This is a genomic window from Pseudomonas sp. McL0111, assembly GCF_052567255.1.
Genome location: NZ_CP199585.1, coordinates 900,368 through 917,224 on the forward strand (window position 1 = coordinate 900,368; position 16,857 = coordinate 917,224).

Consider the following 16,857-nt stretch of genomic DNA (forward strand, 5'->3'; position numbering starts at 1 on the left):
AAGCAAAAAACTGAATGTGTGCGGCCGCTTTTTCACGACCGGGCAGGCCTTTAGTTGTAGCGTCCCAAGGGCAAGGCAACAAACGACCTTTACGCGAGATATCATTCCGTTTATTCATGCTGAGCATAGAAAGACAAGAAAAAGGGCTTACCCATGCTGAACAAACGCCACTTGCCGTCGATCACCGCGTTGCAGTGCTTCGAGGCCGTGACCCGGCACCTGAGTTTCACCCGGGCCGCCGAAGAACTGAACCTGACCCAGAGCGCCGTCAGCAAGCAGGTCGCGCAGCTGGAGGAATTGTTGCAGCACTTGTTATTCCTGCGGGTGCGCCGTCGCTTGCAGATGACCCCGGCTGGCGATTTGTACCTGGTGGAAGTGCGAAAAATTCTCACGCAGGTGGAAATGTCCACGCATTACCTGCGTTCCTACGGCGGCGAGACGGAAGTCCTGCGCGTATCAACGCCCTCGACCTTCGGCGCCCGCTGGCTGGTGCCGCGCCTCAAAGGCTGGCGCCTGCGCCATCCGTCGATCCATCTCGATCTGTGCAACGAACAGGAAGCCGATGACCTGCTGCAAGGTCGCAGTGATCTGGCGTTCTATTTCGGCCAGGGATCACGTCCCGGCACCGAATGCCTGAAGCTGTTCGGCGAAGAGCTGGTGCCGGTATGCGCACCGGGCAGCCTGCCAGACCAGCCGTTCACCGACCCGACGCAACTGACGGATCTGGTGCTGCTGCAAAACGCCTCACGCCCGCAGGCTTGGCATGACTGGTTTGACAGTCAGGGCTACCAGACCGAACACAGCTACCACGGCCCGCGTTTCGAGACCTTTTATATGTGCATCCGCGCCGCGCAAGTGGGTTGCGGCGTGGCGCTGTTACCACGGTTTCTGGTGGAGGAAGAACTGGCCGACGGCAAACTGGTCATTCCCTGGCAGCATGCAATGCCCAGCAGCGACGCCTATTACCTGGCGTATCCGGAACATGCGGCGGAAGTGCCGAAGGTGCGGGACTTCGTCAAATGGATGCTGGAGCAGATCGATACCCCGGATCAGCAACTCTAACCCCTGTGGCGAGGGGATTTATCCCCGTTCGGCTGCGCAGCAGTCGTCGCTCTCAAGATTTCCGGGGCCGCTGCGCGACCCAACGGGGATAAATCCCCTCGCCACAATTGACCTCATCGATCGCAGAAATTGCTGGCAATCCCCACCATTGATATGCGCCACTAGCACCATTGATTGATACCGCGCCCTGTCGCGGCGTACCTGGAGACCCGTTTATGAGCGAGAGTGTGTTTGCCGATCGCATCGTGCAGAACCTGCTCGACACCGACTTCTACAAACTGACGATGATGCAGGCGGTGCTGCACAACTACCCCAACGTCGAAGTCGAATGGGAGTTCCGTTGCCGTAACGCCGAGGATCTGCGTCCGTATCTGGCGGAAATCCGCTATCAGGTCGAACGCCTCGCCGATTTGAGCCTGAGCGCTGATCAACTAAGTTTTCTCGAGCGCATCAGCTTCCTCAAACCGGACTTCCTGCGCTTTCTCGGCCTGTTCCGTTTCAACATGCGCTACCTGCACACCGGTATCGAAAACGGCGAGCTGTTCATCCGTCTGCGTGGGCCGTGGTTGCATGTGATCCTCTACGAAGTGCCGCTGCTGGCGATTGTCAGCGAAGTGCGCAACCGCTATCGCTACCGCGAAACCGTTCTGGAGCAGGCCCGCGAGCAGCTCTATCGCAAGTTCGACTGGCTGACGGCCAATGCCTCGGCGGATGAACTGGCGGAATTGCAGGTGGCCGATTTCGGCACCCGTCGCCGGTTTTCGTACCGGGTACAGGAAGAAGTGGTCAACGTGCTCAAGCACGATTTCCCCGGGCGTTTTGTCGGCACCAGCAACGTGCACCTGTCCCGCGAGCTGGACATGAAACCGCTGGGCACCATGGCCCATGAATGGATCATGGCGCACCAGCAACTCGGCCCGCGCCTGATCGACAGCCAGATCGCCGCGCTCGACTGCTGGGTTCGTGAATATCGCGGCCTGCTGGGCATCGCGCTCACCGACTGCATCACCACCGATGCGTTCCTCGGCGATTTCGATCTGTTCTTCGCCAAGCTGTTCGACGGTTTGCGCCACGACTCCGGGGACCCGGTGGCCTGGGGCGAAAAATGCATCGCGCATTATCACAAGCTCGGCATCGACCCGATGAGCAAGACCCTGGTGTTCTCCGACAGCCTGACCCTGCCCAGGTCGCTGGAAATATTCCGCGCACTGCACGACCGGATCAACGTGAGCTTTGGCATCGGTACCAACCTGACCTGTGACATTCCGGGTGTTGAACCGATGAGCATCGTGCTTAAAATGACCGCCTGCAACGGCCAACCGGTGGCGAAGATCTCCGACGAGCCCGGCAAGACCCACTGCAAAGATCCGAATTTCGTCGCTTACTTGCGACACGTTTTCCAGGTTCCTGCCGTTTCCAGTCTATCTAGCAAGGAGTGAATTCATGCAAGCCGTACAGCGTGAGATTGCTGAACAGCTCAAGGTGCAACCGCCGTTTGCCGACTACAAGGCCCTTGAGGCTGAAGTCGCCCGGCGTATCACTTTTATCCAGGATTGCCTGGTCAATTCCGGGCTCAAGACGCTGGTGCTGGGCATCAGTGGCGGTGTCGATTCGCTGACCGCCGGCCTGTTGGCCCAGCGCGCCATGCGTGAGTTGCGCGACCAAACCGGCGACAGCAGCTACAAGTTCATCGCCGTGCGCCTGCCGTACGAAACCCAGTTCGATGAACACGACGCCCAGGCCTCGGTGGATTTCATCGCCCCGGACGAGCGCCACACCGTCAACATTGGCCCGGCGGTGAAATCCCTGGCGGGTGAAGTCGCGGCGTTCGAAGGCAAGCATGCGGTGTCGGTGGATTTCGTCCTCGGCAATACCAAGGCGCGGATGCGCATGGTTGCTCAGTACACCATCGCCGGCGCGGCGCATGGCCTGGTGATCGGCACCGACCACGCGGCGGAAGCGGTGATGGGTTTCTTCACCAAGTTCGGTGACGGTGCCTGCGACCTCGCGCCACTCAGCGGTCTGGTGAAAAATCAGGTGAGAGCGATTGCCCGCAGCTTCGGCGCCCCGGAATCACTGGTGGAAAAGATCCCGACTGCGGATCTGGAAGACCTGTCACCGGGTAAACCGGACGAAGCCTCCCACGGCGTGACCTACGCCGAGATCGACGCGTTCCTACACGGCGAGCCGGTGCGTCAGGAAGCGTTCGACATCATCGTTGCGACGTATAACAAGACGCATCACAAGCGTGTGATGCCGTTTGCGCCTTGATCGGTGATTGAATGAAAAAGCCCGCTGAGGAGTGATCCTCAGCGGGCTTTTCTTTGGCCGACACATCGGTTGATGCTGATGGCCTCTTCGCGGGCAAGCCACGCTCCCACAGGGTTTCAGGTGTTCACAAAATTGTGCCTGACAAAGAACCCGTGGGAGCGTGGCTTGCTCGCGAAGAACGATGACGCGGTGTGCCTGATTACTTGACTGTAATCGTGCCTTTCATCATCGAGATGTGGCCCGGGAACGAGCAGAAGAAGCCGTAGCCGCCGTCTGCAATCTTCGCCACGTCGAAGGTCAGCGAATCGGTTTCCTTGGCGCCGATGATCTTGGTGTGAGCGATGATGCGTGCGTCACCTTCCGGCAGGTAATTCTTGTCGATACCGGCGGCCAGGCCAGCGGTAGCGATTGGCTGCATGTCAGCTTCTTTGCTGATCACCAGGTTATGGCCCATGACGTTCTTCGGAAGGTTGCCGGAGTGGGTCAGCTCAACGGTGAAAGTCTTGCAGCTCTTGTCGATCACGATATCCTTGGTGTTGAAGGACATCTGATCGGTGGAGTCAACGGTGGTTTTGCACTCGGCAGCCATCAATTGGCTGCTGGCCAGCGCCAGCAGGGATACCGCAACAACTTTGGAAAACATGGTGAATCTCCAAGGCAGGGTTAACAAAAACACTAATGGTGGAAAGACTGCCTGAAATCTTCGCAAGTTCCTATGACTTGAGTCAAAAATTGTATACAACTTTCAGGCTATGACACTCATCGAAACAATCTACCGGCCAAATCGTCAGCTCGACCCTATGATCGGCGCATCCCATTGATACGGAGTGCCTGTCATGTTCTTTAACGGTTTTATGTGCAGTCTGCTCGCCGCCTACGCCTGTGGTGCCAGCGGCACCTGTGAAACGCCAAAGAGCGAAGCCTGACCTTTAATCAAGGCCTGCCAGCCGTTACCCTGTCGGTCTGATCGACCCAGGAGCAAGGCATGTCTTTAACATCCGTTTGTGTATTTTGCGGCGCCAACGCCGGCACTGATCCGGCTTACACCGAGGCCGCCATTGCCCTCGGCCGCGCCTTGGCCGAACGCAAGCTGACGCTGGTCTACGGCGGTGGCGCCGTGGGTCTGATGGGCATTGTCGCCGACGCCGCACTGGCTGCCGGCGGCGAAGTGATCGGGATCATTCCGCAAAGCCTGATGGACAAGGAAATCGGCCACAAAAACCTGACCCGCCTCGAAGTGGTCGATGGCATGCACGCGCGCAAGGCACGCATGGCTGAACTCAGCGATGCGTTCATCGCCCTGCCCGGCGGCCTCGGCACGCTGGAAGAACTGTTTGAAGTCTGGACCTGGGGCCAACTCGGTTACCACGGAAAACCGCTGGGTTTGCTGGAAGTGAATGGTTTTTACAGCAAACTCACGGCTTTTCTCGACCATATCGTCGGCGAAGGCTTCGTTCGCGCGCCACACCGTGACATGCTGCAAGTGAGCGAATCGCCGCAGACGCTGCTGGACTCTCTCGACAATTGGCGGCCAACCGTCACGCCGAAGTGGGTCGATCAAAAACCCGGCTAACGGCCGAGCACCGATACAGGGCAGAATACGCGCCGCTCAACCTCACCTTCGACCCAAGAGGATCGCCCATGGCCAAACCCAATTACTCCTTCGCCAAACGTCAACGAGACCTGGCAAAGGAGCAGAAGAAAGAGGAAAAGCTTCAGCGCAAGAAACAAATGGCTGAAGAAACGGCACTGAACCCTGATGGTGAAGTGGCGGCAGATGATGAAACTGAAGTTGATACCGATGTAGAAGCACCGAAAGATCAGGCACCTGACGCCTGAGCCCCACCGGGTTTGATCATCGAATCAGGCCCAGCGGATTTGTGACAGGGCTGGCAGTTTCACTGCCGGCCCTCACTAATCCTTCAGCAACTCCCCATTTCCTGAGGCATCACGGTGACCCGTACTTCGGGATCGTGAGACCCGCCCCCCAGAATCACCCCACGCAACGGCGACACATCGGAAAAATCCCGGCCCCAGGCCAGGGTGATGTGTTCCAGTGCCGGTTGCACATTGTTGGTCGGATCGAAATCCACCCAGCCCAGCACCGGACAAAACACCGAAACCCACGCATGCGACGCATCGGCGCCGATCAACCGTGGCTGGCCCGGTGGCGGCTGGGTCAACAGATAGCCGCTGATGTAGCGCGCCGCCAGCCCTCGCGAGCGCACGCAGGCGAGCATCAAATGGGCGAAGTCCTGACAAACCCCACGCCGACGCTCCAGCACCTCGACCAGCGGCGTCGCCACTTGCGTCGCCTCGGCATCGAAGGTGAACTCGCTGAAGATTTTCTGCATCAATTCCTGTACCCCGAGCAGCAAAGGCTTGCCCGGCGGGAAGCAGCTTTCGGAGAACTCGACGAAGCTGCCCTTCAAATGCACGTACGGCGACTGGAAACGGTAGCGGCACGCCTCCAGCAGTTCGGCCGATAGCGGCTGACTGGAATAGGTCAACGCGTCACGCGTCAGCTCCCAGGCCGGCGACAGATTGAAATCCAGCAGCGGTCGCGCCAGCACCTCGACTGTGAGCCGGGCGTTGACCTGCAATTCATCGTGGGGACGCTCGAACGCCAAGCGCGTCTGCGGATTACCGAACACATCCTGCTCATCGCGTCGTGCGGTCGGCTCCGGGCTGATCAGTAATTGCTGCTCGGTACAGCGCTGCCAGGCGCACTCTCGCGGCCACAGATGCGCCAGTTGCTGCGCCAGCGAAACCGGGCTGTCGTAGTGATAACAAGTGTCGTGGAGGATCTGGTAACGGGCGCTCATCAGACCGACACCGTGCGCTGGCTAACATCATCCACATGCGCGAAATGCCGCAGTGCCAGCCGATCCGACACTTGACTGCTGGCATCGGCGATCTCTTGCAGCAGATCCGCCAACCCATCAAGCGCCGAACGAACGCTCGCCTCGCCGAACAGCGGGTTCTCCAGGCAACCCAGATCGAAACGCGCGAGCCGCTCGACCAGTTGCGGCAAGCCGGCCTCCCGAGGCACGCCGAAATCATCGTTCAAACGCTTCAACGTGCGCGTCACCAGTTTCAGCTGGAACAACACCGCGTGCGGGTTTTGCTCATCCAGCAACAACAGATCCAGCACCGGAATCAACTGTGCCACCGCCAGATAACGCGAGCGGTAGGTGATGCTGCTGTTACCCAGTTCCAGCAACCACTCCAGCCCGGCCTGATCGAACGCGCCAGCTCCGCGCAAAAATGCCGCGAGACTGCCACTGAGGAATTGCAGGCGCTCGATACGGCGACCGATCATCAGAAAACGCCAGCCTTCGTCGCGGGTCATGTCGTCCAGGGCAAACCCCGACAATGCCGCCAGCGACATCACCAGCCGGTTGAGGAAATCCAGCAACTCGCCGAAATCAGGTTCTTCGGTGTCCAGTTCCATCGCTTCGCGTTGCAACTCCACCAGCGCCTGCCAGTTTTCCCGGGAGAGTTTGCCGCGCACTTGCGAAGCAGCCCACTGCAATCGCTGCAAGTTCGAGCGCAGGCTGAACGACCAGTCTTCGCCCAGCAGCGCGGCGAGCAAACGCTCCGGCAACTCGCCCTCGTCCGGCAGCAGCATCAAGCGCTCACCGAGATCGACGGCAGCCTGCAAGGCTTGCGGATCATCGCCATCGACATAACGTGCAAGCATGATTCGCAGCAGCCGCGCACTGTCATCGCAGCGCTCGCAGTAACGCCCGAACCAGAACAGGTTTTCCACTACCCGCGACGGCAAATACGGGTCACGCCGAACCAGGTCGTGCACACCGACATTGCGCTGGGTCTTCCATTGTTCGCCGCTCGGCGCACGTTCACCGAGCACCCAAGTGTCTTTGCTCGCGCCACCGCGCTGCATCGACACTACTTCTGCATCCGCTTCGGCGGCGACCCGGGTCAAACCACCGGGCAGCACCCGATAGCCATCGTGGCTGGCCACGGCGTACACACGCATGCCGATCGCCCGTGGTTGCAGTTGCCCGTCCTCAGCCTGCCAGACTGGCGCCTGAGACAACTGCGCGAGTTCTTGCGCAACATAGGCGTAAGGCCGCGCCTGCATGCGCGCGGCGAGTTCCTGACGCTGTTTTTCACTCAGATCACGACCGAACACAGGCGCAAAGCTTTGCGAGGGAAATGCCGGTTTGATCAACAGTTCAGGCAGTTTTTCCAGCGCCTGAGCCAGCACTGGCGCTTCGCCGCACCACCAGGTGGCGATGGACGGCAGAATCAACTCCTCACCGAACAGGTACTGATTGATCTTCGGCAGAAAGCCCAGCAACCCCGGCGACTCCAGCACACCGCTGCCCAGCGCATTGGTCACCAGCACCCGCCCCTGACGCACGGCTTCGAGCAATCCGGGAACGCCCAGCGCCGAGTCTGTGCGCAACTCCAGCGGATCGCAGAAGTCATCGTCGAGCCGGCGCATGATCGCGTGTACCCGGCGCAGACCGCTGAGGGTTTTCAGGTACACGGTCGCATTGCGCACCGTCAGATCGCCGCCCTCGACCAGCGGATAGCCCAGTTGTCGCGCCAGATACAGATGCTCGAAATAGCTTTCGTTGAAACGGCCCGGCGTCAGCAGTACCACCAGTGGCGCGTCTTCATCGTGCGGTGCCTGACGGGCGAGGGTTTCCTGCAAGGTGCGGAAGAATCCGGCCAGATGTTGCACCTTCAGATCGCGGTACAACTCGGGAAACGCCCGGGAAACGATGGTGCGGTTTTCCAGCGCATAACCCGCACCGGATGGCGCCTGAGTCCGATCCGCCGTAACCCACCAGCGCCCGTCCGGAGTCCGCGCCAGATCCACTGCATACAAATGCAGAAAGGCGCCTTCGGGTGGCGAAATCCCCTGGCAGGGCCAGAGAAAATTGTTGTGACCAAATACCAGCTCTGCCGGCAACAGGCCTTCGCTGATCAGCTTCTGCGGGCCGTACAGATCCGCCAGCACCGCGTTGAGCAGTCGTGCCCGCTGGGCAATGCCCGCCGATAATTGCTGCCACTCGTCCGCCGCAATCACATGTGGCAACAGGTCCAGTTCCCACGGGCGGTCAGCGCCCTTGGGGTCGGCATAGACGTTGTAAGTGATGCCGTTTTCCTGAATCTGCCGAGCCAGCAATGCCTGGCGCTGCACCAGTTGCGCCGGGGTGCTGCGCTGCAATTGGTCGAACAACCGGCGCCAGTGCGGGCGTACGGCACCGCTGTCGTCGAGCAGTTCGTGATAGGTGCCCGCCGTGAGCGGGTAACGGTCTAGCAGGTCAGGCATGGAAAGCTCGGCAGACAGCAGGGAACGGTCAGACTAACGCAGGCACATGACGCCCGGATATACGAAAAATCCGAGCGTCGCGTAGGACCTAAAAGCGTCGCAAATCGATTGTCATCGGTAGCTCGTCGTTGATTTCCACAATGGGTATAGGAAGTTTCCCCGGCGTGTGTCCGATACGGAAAAAACGCGCCATCCGCCGACTCTCGGCTTCATTGGCGTTCACCGGCAAGGTCTCGTAATTGCGCCCGCCCGGATGCGCGACGTGGTACTGACAGCCGCCCAGCGAGCGCTCCATCCAGGTATCGAGCAGGTCGAACACCAGCGGTGCGTGTACCGGGATGGTCGGTTGCAGACAGTTGGCCGGTTGCCAGGCGCGAAAGCGCACGCCGGCAACGAACTCGCCAACTCGCCCGGTGGGTTGCAGCGGCACCGCGACGCCATTGCAGGTCAGCAAATAGCGTTGCGGCGGCAGGCCGTTGAGCTTGACCTGCAAACGCTCCAGCGACGAATCGACGTAACGCACCGTCCCACCTGCCGTGCCCTCCTCGCCCAGCACATGCCAGGGCTCCAGCGCCTGACGCAGTTCCAGTTCGATACCGTTGACCGCGTAGTCGCCGACCTTGGGAAAACGAAACTCCAGATGCGCCGCGAACCACTCGGCGCGCAGTGGATAACCGGCGCTGTTGAGTTCGACGATGACGTCGGCAAAGTCCTGTTCGATAAAGTGCGGCAGCATGAAGCGATCGTGCAGTTCGGTACCCCAACGCACCAGCTTCGACGGCGCGTAAGGCTCGCGCCAGAAACGTGCGACCAACGCCCGCAGCAACAATTGCTGCGCGAGGCTCATGCGCGCATGCGGTGGCATTTCAAAGGCGCGCAACTCCAGCAACCCGAGACGGCCGGTGGCACCGTCCGGCGAATACAGTTTGTCGATGCAGAATTCGGCGCGGTGCGTATTGCCGGTGACGTCGATCAGCAGATTGCGCAGCAATCGATCCACCAGCCACGGCGCGCACTCCTCGCCCGGTTCCGGCATCTGCGCAAAGGCGATTTCCAGTTCATACAAGGCATCGTTGCGCGCCTCATCGACTCGCGGCGCTTGCGATGTCGGGCCGATGAACAAACCGGAAAACAGGTACGACAGCGACGGATGGTTGTGCCAATAGCTGATCAGACTGCGCAGCAGATCCGGGCGGCGCAAAAACGGTGAGTCGGCCGGCGTCGCGCCACCGAGCACAAAATGGTTGCCGCCACCCGTGCCGGTATGTCGTCCATCGATCATGAATTTTTCGGTGGTCAGTCGATTTTGTCGCGCCTGCTCATAGAGAAACTCGGTGCGTTCGACCAGCTCATCCCAGGTCGCAGACGGCTGCACGTTGACCTCGATCACTCCCGGGTCCGGGGTAATGCGGAAGTTGCTGATTCGCGGATCACTCGGCGGCTCGTAACCTTCCAGCAGCACCGGGCAATGCAGTTCTTCAGCTGTGGCCTCGATGGCAGCCACCAGCTCCAGATAATCCTCGACCCGCTCCAGCGGCGGCATGAACAGGTACAAACGGCCGTCCCGCGCTTCGGCGCAGAACGCGGTGCGGGTCAGCCAGTCGGCGGACTCGTCGACCTTCGGCACGCGCTCGTCCACAGGCGCTGCGTCATCGTGCTTGCCCAGTTGCGCGGCGTCCGGCAGCTCGGCGAAATCCTGATTCGGATCGACCGGGTGGATAAACGGATACTCGGCTGCCTTGACCCAAGGCTGCGAGCCCAGCGGCAGGCGATAACCCAGCGGCGAATCACCGGGCACCAACCGGCAATGTTCATCACGCAGATACCAGCGCCCGCTCTGCCATTGATCGCCCTTGGCGGTGCGTGCCAGCGGCAGCACCTGACCGATCACTTTATCCAGGCCCTGACTGAAGACCTTGCGCAGGCGTGCACGCTCCAGCGGTTCTTCGAGACGCGAGTCTTCGGCGCTGACATTGCTCGGCAACGCGCCCTCACGCCAGAGGTAATAGAAATTGTCTTCGTAGGCGGGAAACACAAAGCGTGTAGGTAACTTCAGGCGTTCGGCGACACTCGCCAGAAAGCGTCCGGCCATTGCTCCATCGATTCCATAATCCTGCTGCTCATCGGCGATCAACGCGCTGTTCTGCCAGATCGGCACACCGTCGCGCCGCCAGTAGCAGTTGAGCGACCAGCGCGGTAGCTGCTCGCCGGGGTACCACTTGCCCTGCCCGAAATGCACAAGCCCCTTGGGCGCGTAATGCTTGCGCATGCGCTGGAACAGTTCGGCGGAGAGTCGGCGCTTGTCCGGCCCGAGGGCGGCGGTGTTCCATTCGGCGCCATCAGGGTCGTCGATGGAGACGAAGGTCGGCTCGCCGCCCATGGTCAGGCGTACATCGCCTTCCAGCAGGTCGGCATCGATCTGCCGGCCCAGCGCCTGAATCGCCAGCCATTGCTCCTCGGTGTAGGGCTGAGTGACGCGTGGCGCCTCCCAGATCCGCTCCACCGACATTTCGTGGGTGAACTGGCATTCGCAAGGTTCAACCAAGCCGCTGATCGGCGCCGCCGAGGACGGATCGGGACTACAGGCCAACGGGATATGCCCTTCACCGGCAAACAGCCCGGAGGTGGCGTCGAGGCCGATCCAGCCGGCACCCGGCAGATAGACCTCGCACCACGCATGCAGATCGGTGAAGTCGACGTCGGTGCCGGACGGACCGTCGAGGCTTTTGACGTCGGCGGTCAGTTGAATCAGATAACCGGAGACGAAGCGCGCCGCCAGCCCGAGGTTGCGCAGCAGTTGCACCAGCAACCACGCCGAATCGCGGCAGGAACCGGAAGCGTGTTCCAGCGTGTGCTCGGGGGTTTGCACCCCGGGCTCCATGCGGATCAGGTAACCGATGTCTTCGCTCAAGCGCTGATTGAGCGCCACCAGAAAGTCCACCGCCGGCAGCGGCGTGCGGTCGATGGCGTCCAGATAAGCTTTGAACTTTGGTGTCAGCGGCAGCGTTTCGAGGTACGGCGCCAACTCCTTGCGCTCATCGGCGGCGTAGGCGAAGGGAATTTTCTCGGCGTAGGGCTCGAGGAAAAAGTCGAATGGGTTGAACACCGCCATCTCGGCCAGTAGATCGACCTCAATGCGTAGTTCGTCGGTTTTTTCCGGAAACACCAGCCGCGCCAGATAATTGCCCTGCGGGTCTTGCTGCCAGTTGATGAAATGCTGCTCGGGCGAGACTTTCAGCGCATACGACAGAATCCGCGTGCGGCTGTGGGCGGCCGGGCGCAGGCGAACGATCTGCGGGCCGAGTTCGACAGCGCGGTCGTAGCGGTAATGCGTGACGTGATGCAATGCGACATGAATCGACACGGCGTGCCTCCTGCGAGCCCTAAGCGTATTCGAAAGCGCGCAAGACTTATGCCATGCAGAGGCTTGGGCGCTTTCCCGGAATGCTTAAGGCAGTACAGCACCAAAACCGCGCAGTGCGGGGAAATGGTTTGGCACAGTTGCACGCAAATGTTGCGGCCTGCTGTTTGAGGGTTACCTGCGCTGGCCCCTTCGCTGGCAAGCCAGCTCCCACAGTAATCTTCAGTGTGTCTGGTTTTGTGAGCGACAAATAACCCTGTGGGAGCGGGCTTGCCCGCGAAGGGGCCAATGGCATCAACACATTCCCCAAGCCTGGAAACGCAAAACGCCAACCCTAAGGTTGGCGTTCTGTTTACATCACCCGCTATTTAGCGCGGAACGACTGGCTTGCGCGTCGGTTTCGGGCCTTTGCCCTTCGCCGCGTCCTTGCGTTCCTTGGCCGCCTGCTGGTTACGGGCGAATGCCGCAGCCTTGGCTTGCTCACGCTTGTCCCAAGGATTACCACCATCACTGGCACGCGGTGGCAGACCGGTGTGCTGAGTGAGAATCTTGGTGGTCTTCTCTTTACCTTCTTTCGCCACTTTGTGGCTACCGGCCGGTGTCGAGTTCTTGCGACGGGCGCTCTGGTAGCTGTCGGTGCTCGGCTGGTGCGCCGGGATCAGTTGATCCTTACCCGAACCGATCAGGTCGCTACGACCCATGCGCTCCAGGGCTTCGCGCAGGATCGGCCAGCCTTTCGGATCGTGATAGCGCAGGAACGCCTTGTGCAGACGACGCTGGTCTTCACTCTTGACGATGGTTACCGCGTCACTCTTGTAGGTGACCTTGCGCAGCGGGTTCTTGCCCGAGTGATACATCGCGGTGGCGGTGGCCATCGGCGACGGGTAGAACGCCTGCACCTGATCGGCGCGGAAGCCGTTGCCCTTGAGCCACAAGGCCAGGTTCATCATGTCTTCATCGGTGGTGCCCGGGTGGGCGGCGATGAAGTAAGGAATCAGGTACTGCTCCTTGCCTGCTTCCTTGGTGTACTTCTCGAACATGCGCTTGAACTTGTCATAGCTGCCGATGCCCGGTTTCATCATCTGGTTGAGCGGACCTTCCTCGGTGTGTTCCGGGGCGATCTTCAGGTAACCACCGACGTGGTGGGTCACTAGCTCTTTGACGTACTCCGGCGACTCGACCGCGAGGTCGTAACGCAGGCCGGAAGCAATCAGGATTTTCTTCACACCCGGCAGCGCACGGGCACTGCGGTACAGTTGAATCAGCGACGAGTGGTCGGTGTTCAGGTTCGGACAGATGCCCGGGAATACGCAGGACGGCTTGCGGCACGCGGATTCGATTTCCGGCGTTTTGCAGGCGATACGGTACATGTTCGCGGTCGGGCCGCCGAGGTCGGAGATGACGCCGGTGAAACCTGGCACCTTGTCGCGGATCTCTTCGATTTCGCGAATGATCGACTCTTCGGAACGGTTTTGGATGATCCGGCCTTCGTGCTCGGTGATCGAGCAGAAAGTGCAGCCACCGAAGCAGCCACGCATGATATTCACCGAGAAGCGGATCATGTCGTAGGCCGGAATCTTTTCCTTGCCGTACGCAGGATGCGGAACACGTGCGTAAGGCATGCCGAACACGTAGTCCATTTCTTCGGTGGTCATCGGAATCGGCGGCGGGTTGAACCAGACGTCGACTTCGCCATGCTTCTGCACCAGCGCACGGGCGTTGCCCGGGTTGGTTTCGAGGTGCAGCACGCGGTTGGCGTGGGCATACAGAACCGCATCGCCACGAACCTTTTCAACCGACGGCAGACGAATCACAGTCTTGTCGCGGGTCATTCTCGGGCTGGCCAGGATCTGCACGACCTTGGCTTCCTCCGGATCGTCAACCGGACCCTTTTCCTGCTCGATGGCGCAGGCCTGAGTGTCCTGGGTGTTTACGTACGGGTTGATGATCTTGTCGACTTTGCCCGGACGGTCGATACGCGTGGAATCGACTTCATACCAGCCTTGCGGCGTGTCGCGACGAATGAACGCGGTACCGCGCACATCGGTGATGTCTTCGATCTTGTGACCGTAGGACAGACGCTGAGCGACTTCGACGATTGCGCGTTCGGCGTTGCCGTACAGCAGAATGTCGGCGCTGGCGTCGATCAGGATCGAGTTACGCACGCGATCCTGCCAGTAGTCGTAGTGCGCGATGCGGCGCAACGAGGCTTCGATGCCGCCGAGCACGATGGGTACGTGCTTGTAGGCTTCCTTGCAGCGCTGGCTGTAAACCAGACTCGCGCGGTCCGGACGCTTGCCGGCCATACCGCCCGGTGTGTAAGCGTCGTCGGAACGGATTTTCTTGTCCGCGGTGTAGCGGTTGATCATCGAGTCCATGTTGCCGGCCGCGACGCCGAAGAACAGGTTCGGCTCGCCGAGCTTCATGAAATCGTCTTTGGACTGCCAGTTAGGCTGGGCAATGATCCCGACGCGGAAGCCCTGGGACTCCAGCAGCCGGCCGATGATCGCCATGCCGAACGACGGGTGATCGACGTAGGCATCACCGGTGACGATGATGATGTCGCAGGAATCCCAGCCAAGCTGATCCATCTCCTCCCTGCTCATTGGCAGGAATGGCGCTGGCCCGAAACATTCGGCCCAGTACTTTGGATAGTCAAATAACGGCTTGGCTGCTTGCATGTCGATAACCGGTGTTGGCTTTCATTGAATTTCGCGGGCGCGGAATATAGCACAAATTTTGACCAATTCCGACGGCTATGGTCGGAAATTGCGCCGATCCCATTCGCGAGCAAGCTCGCTCCCACAGGAGACCGCATTCCAATGTGGGAGCGAGCTTGCTCGCGAAGGCGTCAGATCAGTCGATGAGCAGATTACTCGTCATCGTCGAAGTTGTAGCTGCCCGGCGCAAGGTTCTCGAATCGGGTGTATTTACCGATGAACGCCAGACGGATAAAGCCGATTGGCCCGTTCCGCTGCTTGCCGATGATGATCTCGGCAATGCCTTTGTGCTCGGTCTCCGGGTGATATACCTCGTCCCGGTACACGAACATGATGACGTCGGCATCCTGCTCGATCGCTCCGGATTCCCGGAGGTCAGAGTTGATTGGCCGCTTGTTCGGTCGTTGCTCCAGGGAACGGTTGAGCTGGGACAGTGCAACCACCGGGCAGTTGAATTCCTTGGCCAGGGCTTTCAAGGAACGCGAGATTTCGGAAATCTCGTTGGTCCGGTTGTCGCCGCCGGAACCTGGAATCTGCATCAATTGCAGGTAGTCGATCATGATCAGGCCGATGTCACCGTGCTCACGCGCCAGACGCCGGGTACGCGCACGCATTTCCGACGGACTGATGCCGGCGGTATCGTCGATGAACAGCTTGCGGTCATTGAGCAGATTGACCGCCGACGTCAGGCGCGGCCAGTCGTCGTCTTCCAGTTGGCCGGAACGCACCTTGGTCTGGTCGATGCGTCCGAGGGAAGAAAGCATACGCATGATCAACGATTCGCCTGGCATCTCGAGGGAATACACCAGCACCGCTTTGTCGCTGCGCAGTACGGCGTTTTCCACCAGGTTCATGGCGAAGGTGGTTTTACCCATCGATGGACGGCCGGCGACGATGATCAGGTCGGACGGTTGCAAGCCGCTGGTTTTCTCGTCGAGGTCGGTGTAACCGGTGGACAGACCGGTGATGGCGTTGTCGGTGTTGAACAAGGTGTCGATGCGGTCGATGGCCTTGGTCAACAACTCATTCACGCCCACCGGACCGCCGGTTTTCGGACGCGCCTCGGCAATCGCGAAGATCTGCCGCTCGGCTTCGTCGAGAATTTCCTCGGCGGTGCGGCCTTCCGGATTGAAAGCGCTGTCGGCGATCTCCGTGCTGATGCCGATCAGTTGGCGCAGCGTCGCACGCTGGCGGACGATTTGCGCATAGGCCTTGATGTTGGCGACGGACGGCGTGTTTTTCGCCAGTTCACCAAGGTAACCGAGGCCGCCGACCTGGGACGTCTGACCTTCCTTGTCCAGTTGCTCGGACAGGGTGACGACGTCGATCGGCATGTTCTGATCGGCCAGTTTGGCGATCGCGCGGAAAATCAGGCGGTGGTCATGTCGATAGAAATCGCCGTCGGAGACTTGATCGAGCACGCGTTCCCAGGCGTTGTTGTCCAGCATCAGACCACCGAGTACAGCCTGTTCGGCCTCGATGGAATGCGGTGGCACCTTGAGGGACGCGGTTTGCAGATCGTATTGCTCAGGAGCAGAGATATCGTTCATGGCCACTTGGTTTGATCAGGAAAAAACAGGGATTACAGAAAGACAAAGGGCACGACCTGTAAACAGGATCGTGCCCGATGTTAACCGTCTGACGGGCAAGCCGCCAGCCGATCAGGTGTTACTTAAGCTGCTACCACGACAACGCGTACGGTGGCTTCAACTTCGGCGTGCAGATGCACAGCCACGTCGAATTCACCTACGTTGCGGATGGTGCCGTTCGGCAGACGAACTTCGCTTTTCGCAACTTCAACGCCGGAGGCGGTCAGTGCGTCAGCGATGTCGTGAGTACCGATCGAACCGAACAGCTTGCCTTCGTCGCCAGCGGTGGCAGTGATAGTCACTTCCAGCTCGGCCAGTTGGGCAGCACGGCTTTCAGCCGATGCTTTACGGTCTGCGGCAGCTTTTTCCAGCTCAGCACGACGCTCTTCGAACGCAGCCAGGTTGGCAGCGGTCGCAGCGGTAGCTTTGCCGAAAGGCAGCAGGTAGTTACGGCCGTAACCGGCCTTAACGTTTACTTTGTCGCCCAGGTTGCCCAGATTGGCGATTTTTTCCAGAAGGATCAGTTGCATGTGGAAATCCTCT

The 16,857-nt window shown here is 60.0% G+C and carries 12 protein-coding genes; 5 read left to right on the forward strand and 7 right to left on the reverse strand.

The annotated features are described in order from the left end of the window. The first annotated feature begins 153 nt into the window (after positions 1-153). The 3 genes from ACTWLJ_RS04145 (at position 154) to nadE (ending at position 3,333) form a co-directional block, all read left to right on the forward strand. Entirely contained in the window at positions 154-1,062 is a 909-nt protein-coding gene (locus ACTWLJ_RS04145) for a LysR family transcriptional regulator (RefSeq protein ID WP_445179967.1), read from the forward strand. Between the two features lie 215 nt (positions 1,063-1,277). Continuing rightward, positions 1,278-2,501 (forward strand): nicotinate phosphoribosyltransferase, encoded by a 1,224-nt coding sequence (pncB, locus tag ACTWLJ_RS04150; protein ID WP_445179968.1) that lies wholly within the window; start codon positions 1,278-1,280, stop codon positions 2,499-2,501. A 4-nt stretch (positions 2,502-2,505) separates the two neighbouring features. Then, complete coding sequence (nadE, locus tag ACTWLJ_RS04155) at positions 2,506-3,333, forward strand: ammonia-dependent NAD(+) synthetase (RefSeq protein ID WP_445179969.1); 828 nt, start codon at positions 2,506-2,508, stop codon at positions 3,331-3,333. A 199-nt stretch (positions 3,334-3,532) separates the two neighbouring features. On the opposite strand, the gene azu is transcribed toward nadE, so the two are convergent. Next, a complete protein-coding gene (azu, locus tag ACTWLJ_RS04160; protein ID WP_445179970.1) occupies positions 3,533-3,976 on the reverse strand; it encodes an azurin in 444 nt (147 codons plus the stop codon). 342 nt (positions 3,977-4,318) lie between these two features. Between azu and ACTWLJ_RS04165 the strand changes: the two genes are divergently transcribed. Then, on the forward strand, positions 4,319-4,906 hold the full coding sequence (locus ACTWLJ_RS04165; protein WP_445179971.1) for an LOG family protein: 588 nt from the start codon (positions 4,319-4,321) through the stop codon (positions 4,904-4,906). A 68-nt stretch (positions 4,907-4,974) separates the two neighbouring features. Continuing rightward, positions 4,975-5,172: a hypothetical protein gene (locus tag ACTWLJ_RS04170; RefSeq protein ID WP_401214701.1), complete on the forward strand. Its 198-nt coding sequence runs from the start codon at positions 4,975-4,977 to the stop codon at positions 5,170-5,172. Between the two features lie 83 nt (positions 5,173-5,255). On the opposite strand, the gene ACTWLJ_RS04175 is transcribed toward ACTWLJ_RS04170, so the two are convergent. From ACTWLJ_RS04175 to rplI, 6 genes are all read right to left on the reverse strand, one after another. After that, on the reverse strand, positions 5,256-6,158 hold the full coding sequence (locus ACTWLJ_RS04175) for a transglutaminase family protein (RefSeq protein ID WP_445179972.1): 903 nt from the start codon (positions 6,156-6,158) through the stop codon (positions 5,256-5,258). Continuing rightward, positions 6,158-8,644, reverse strand: coding sequence for a circularly permuted type 2 ATP-grasp protein (locus tag ACTWLJ_RS04180; RefSeq protein WP_445179973.1), 2,487 nt, complete (start codon positions 8,642-8,644; stop codon positions 6,158-6,160). Before ACTWLJ_RS04180 ends, ACTWLJ_RS04175 begins: the two co-directional genes overlap by 1 nt. An 88-nt stretch (positions 8,645-8,732) precedes the next feature. Continuing rightward, complete coding sequence (locus ACTWLJ_RS04185; protein WP_445179974.1) at positions 8,733-12,008, reverse strand: transglutaminase family protein; 3,276 nt, start codon at positions 12,006-12,008, stop codon at positions 8,733-8,735. 365 nt (positions 12,009-12,373) lie between these two features. Beyond that, entirely contained in the window at positions 12,374-14,686 is a 2,313-nt protein-coding gene (locus ACTWLJ_RS04190) for a YgiQ family radical SAM protein (protein WP_445179975.1), read from the reverse strand. 191 nt (positions 14,687-14,877) lie between these two features. After that, on the reverse strand, positions 14,878-16,275 hold the full coding sequence (dnaB, locus tag ACTWLJ_RS04195; RefSeq protein ID WP_445179976.1) for a replicative DNA helicase: 1,398 nt from the start codon (positions 16,273-16,275) through the stop codon (positions 14,878-14,880). A gap of 122 nt (positions 16,276-16,397) precedes the next feature. Then, complete coding sequence (gene rplI / locus ACTWLJ_RS04200; protein ID WP_003186385.1) at positions 16,398-16,844, reverse strand: 50S ribosomal protein L9; 447 nt, start codon at positions 16,842-16,844, stop codon at positions 16,398-16,400. Between the last annotated feature and the right edge of the window lie 13 nt (positions 16,845-16,857).

Bases quoted from the DNA above. Each gene is read 5' to 3' on its own strand.
- ACTWLJ_RS04190 (WP_445179975.1), bottom strand. From the start codon at position 14,686: ATGCAAGCAGCCAAGCCGTTATTTGACTATCCAAAGTACTGGGCCGAA.
- azu (WP_445179970.1), bottom strand. From the start codon at position 3,976: ATGTTTTCCAAAGTTGTTGCGGTATCCCTGCTGGCGCTGGCCAGCAGC.
- pncB (WP_445179968.1), top strand. From the start codon at position 1,278: ATGAGCGAGAGTGTGTTTGCCGATCGCATCGTGCAGAACCTGCTCGAC.
- dnaB (WP_445179976.1), bottom strand. From the start codon at position 16,275: ATGAACGATATCTCTGCTCCTGAGCAATACGATCTGCAAACCGCGTCC.
- ACTWLJ_RS04145 (WP_445179967.1), top strand. From the start codon at position 154: ATGCTGAACAAACGCCACTTGCCGTCGATCACCGCGTTGCAGTGCTTC.
- nadE (WP_445179969.1), top strand. From the start codon at position 2,506: ATGCAAGCCGTACAGCGTGAGATTGCTGAACAGCTCAAGGTGCAACCG.
- ACTWLJ_RS04170 (WP_401214701.1), top strand. From the start codon at position 4,975: ATGGCCAAACCCAATTACTCCTTCGCCAAACGTCAACGAGACCTGGCA.
- ACTWLJ_RS04180 (WP_445179973.1), bottom strand. From the start codon at position 8,644: ATGCCTGACCTGCTAGACCGTTACCCGCTCACGGCGGGCACCTATCAC.
- ACTWLJ_RS04175 (WP_445179972.1), bottom strand. From the start codon at position 6,158: ATGAGCGCCCGTTACCAGATCCTCCACGACACTTGTTATCACTACGAC.
- ACTWLJ_RS04165 (WP_445179971.1), top strand. From the start codon at position 4,319: ATGTCTTTAACATCCGTTTGTGTATTTTGCGGCGCCAACGCCGGCACT.
- rplI (WP_003186385.1), bottom strand. From the start codon at position 16,844: ATGCAACTGATCCTTCTGGAAAAAATCGCCAATCTGGGCAACCTGGGC.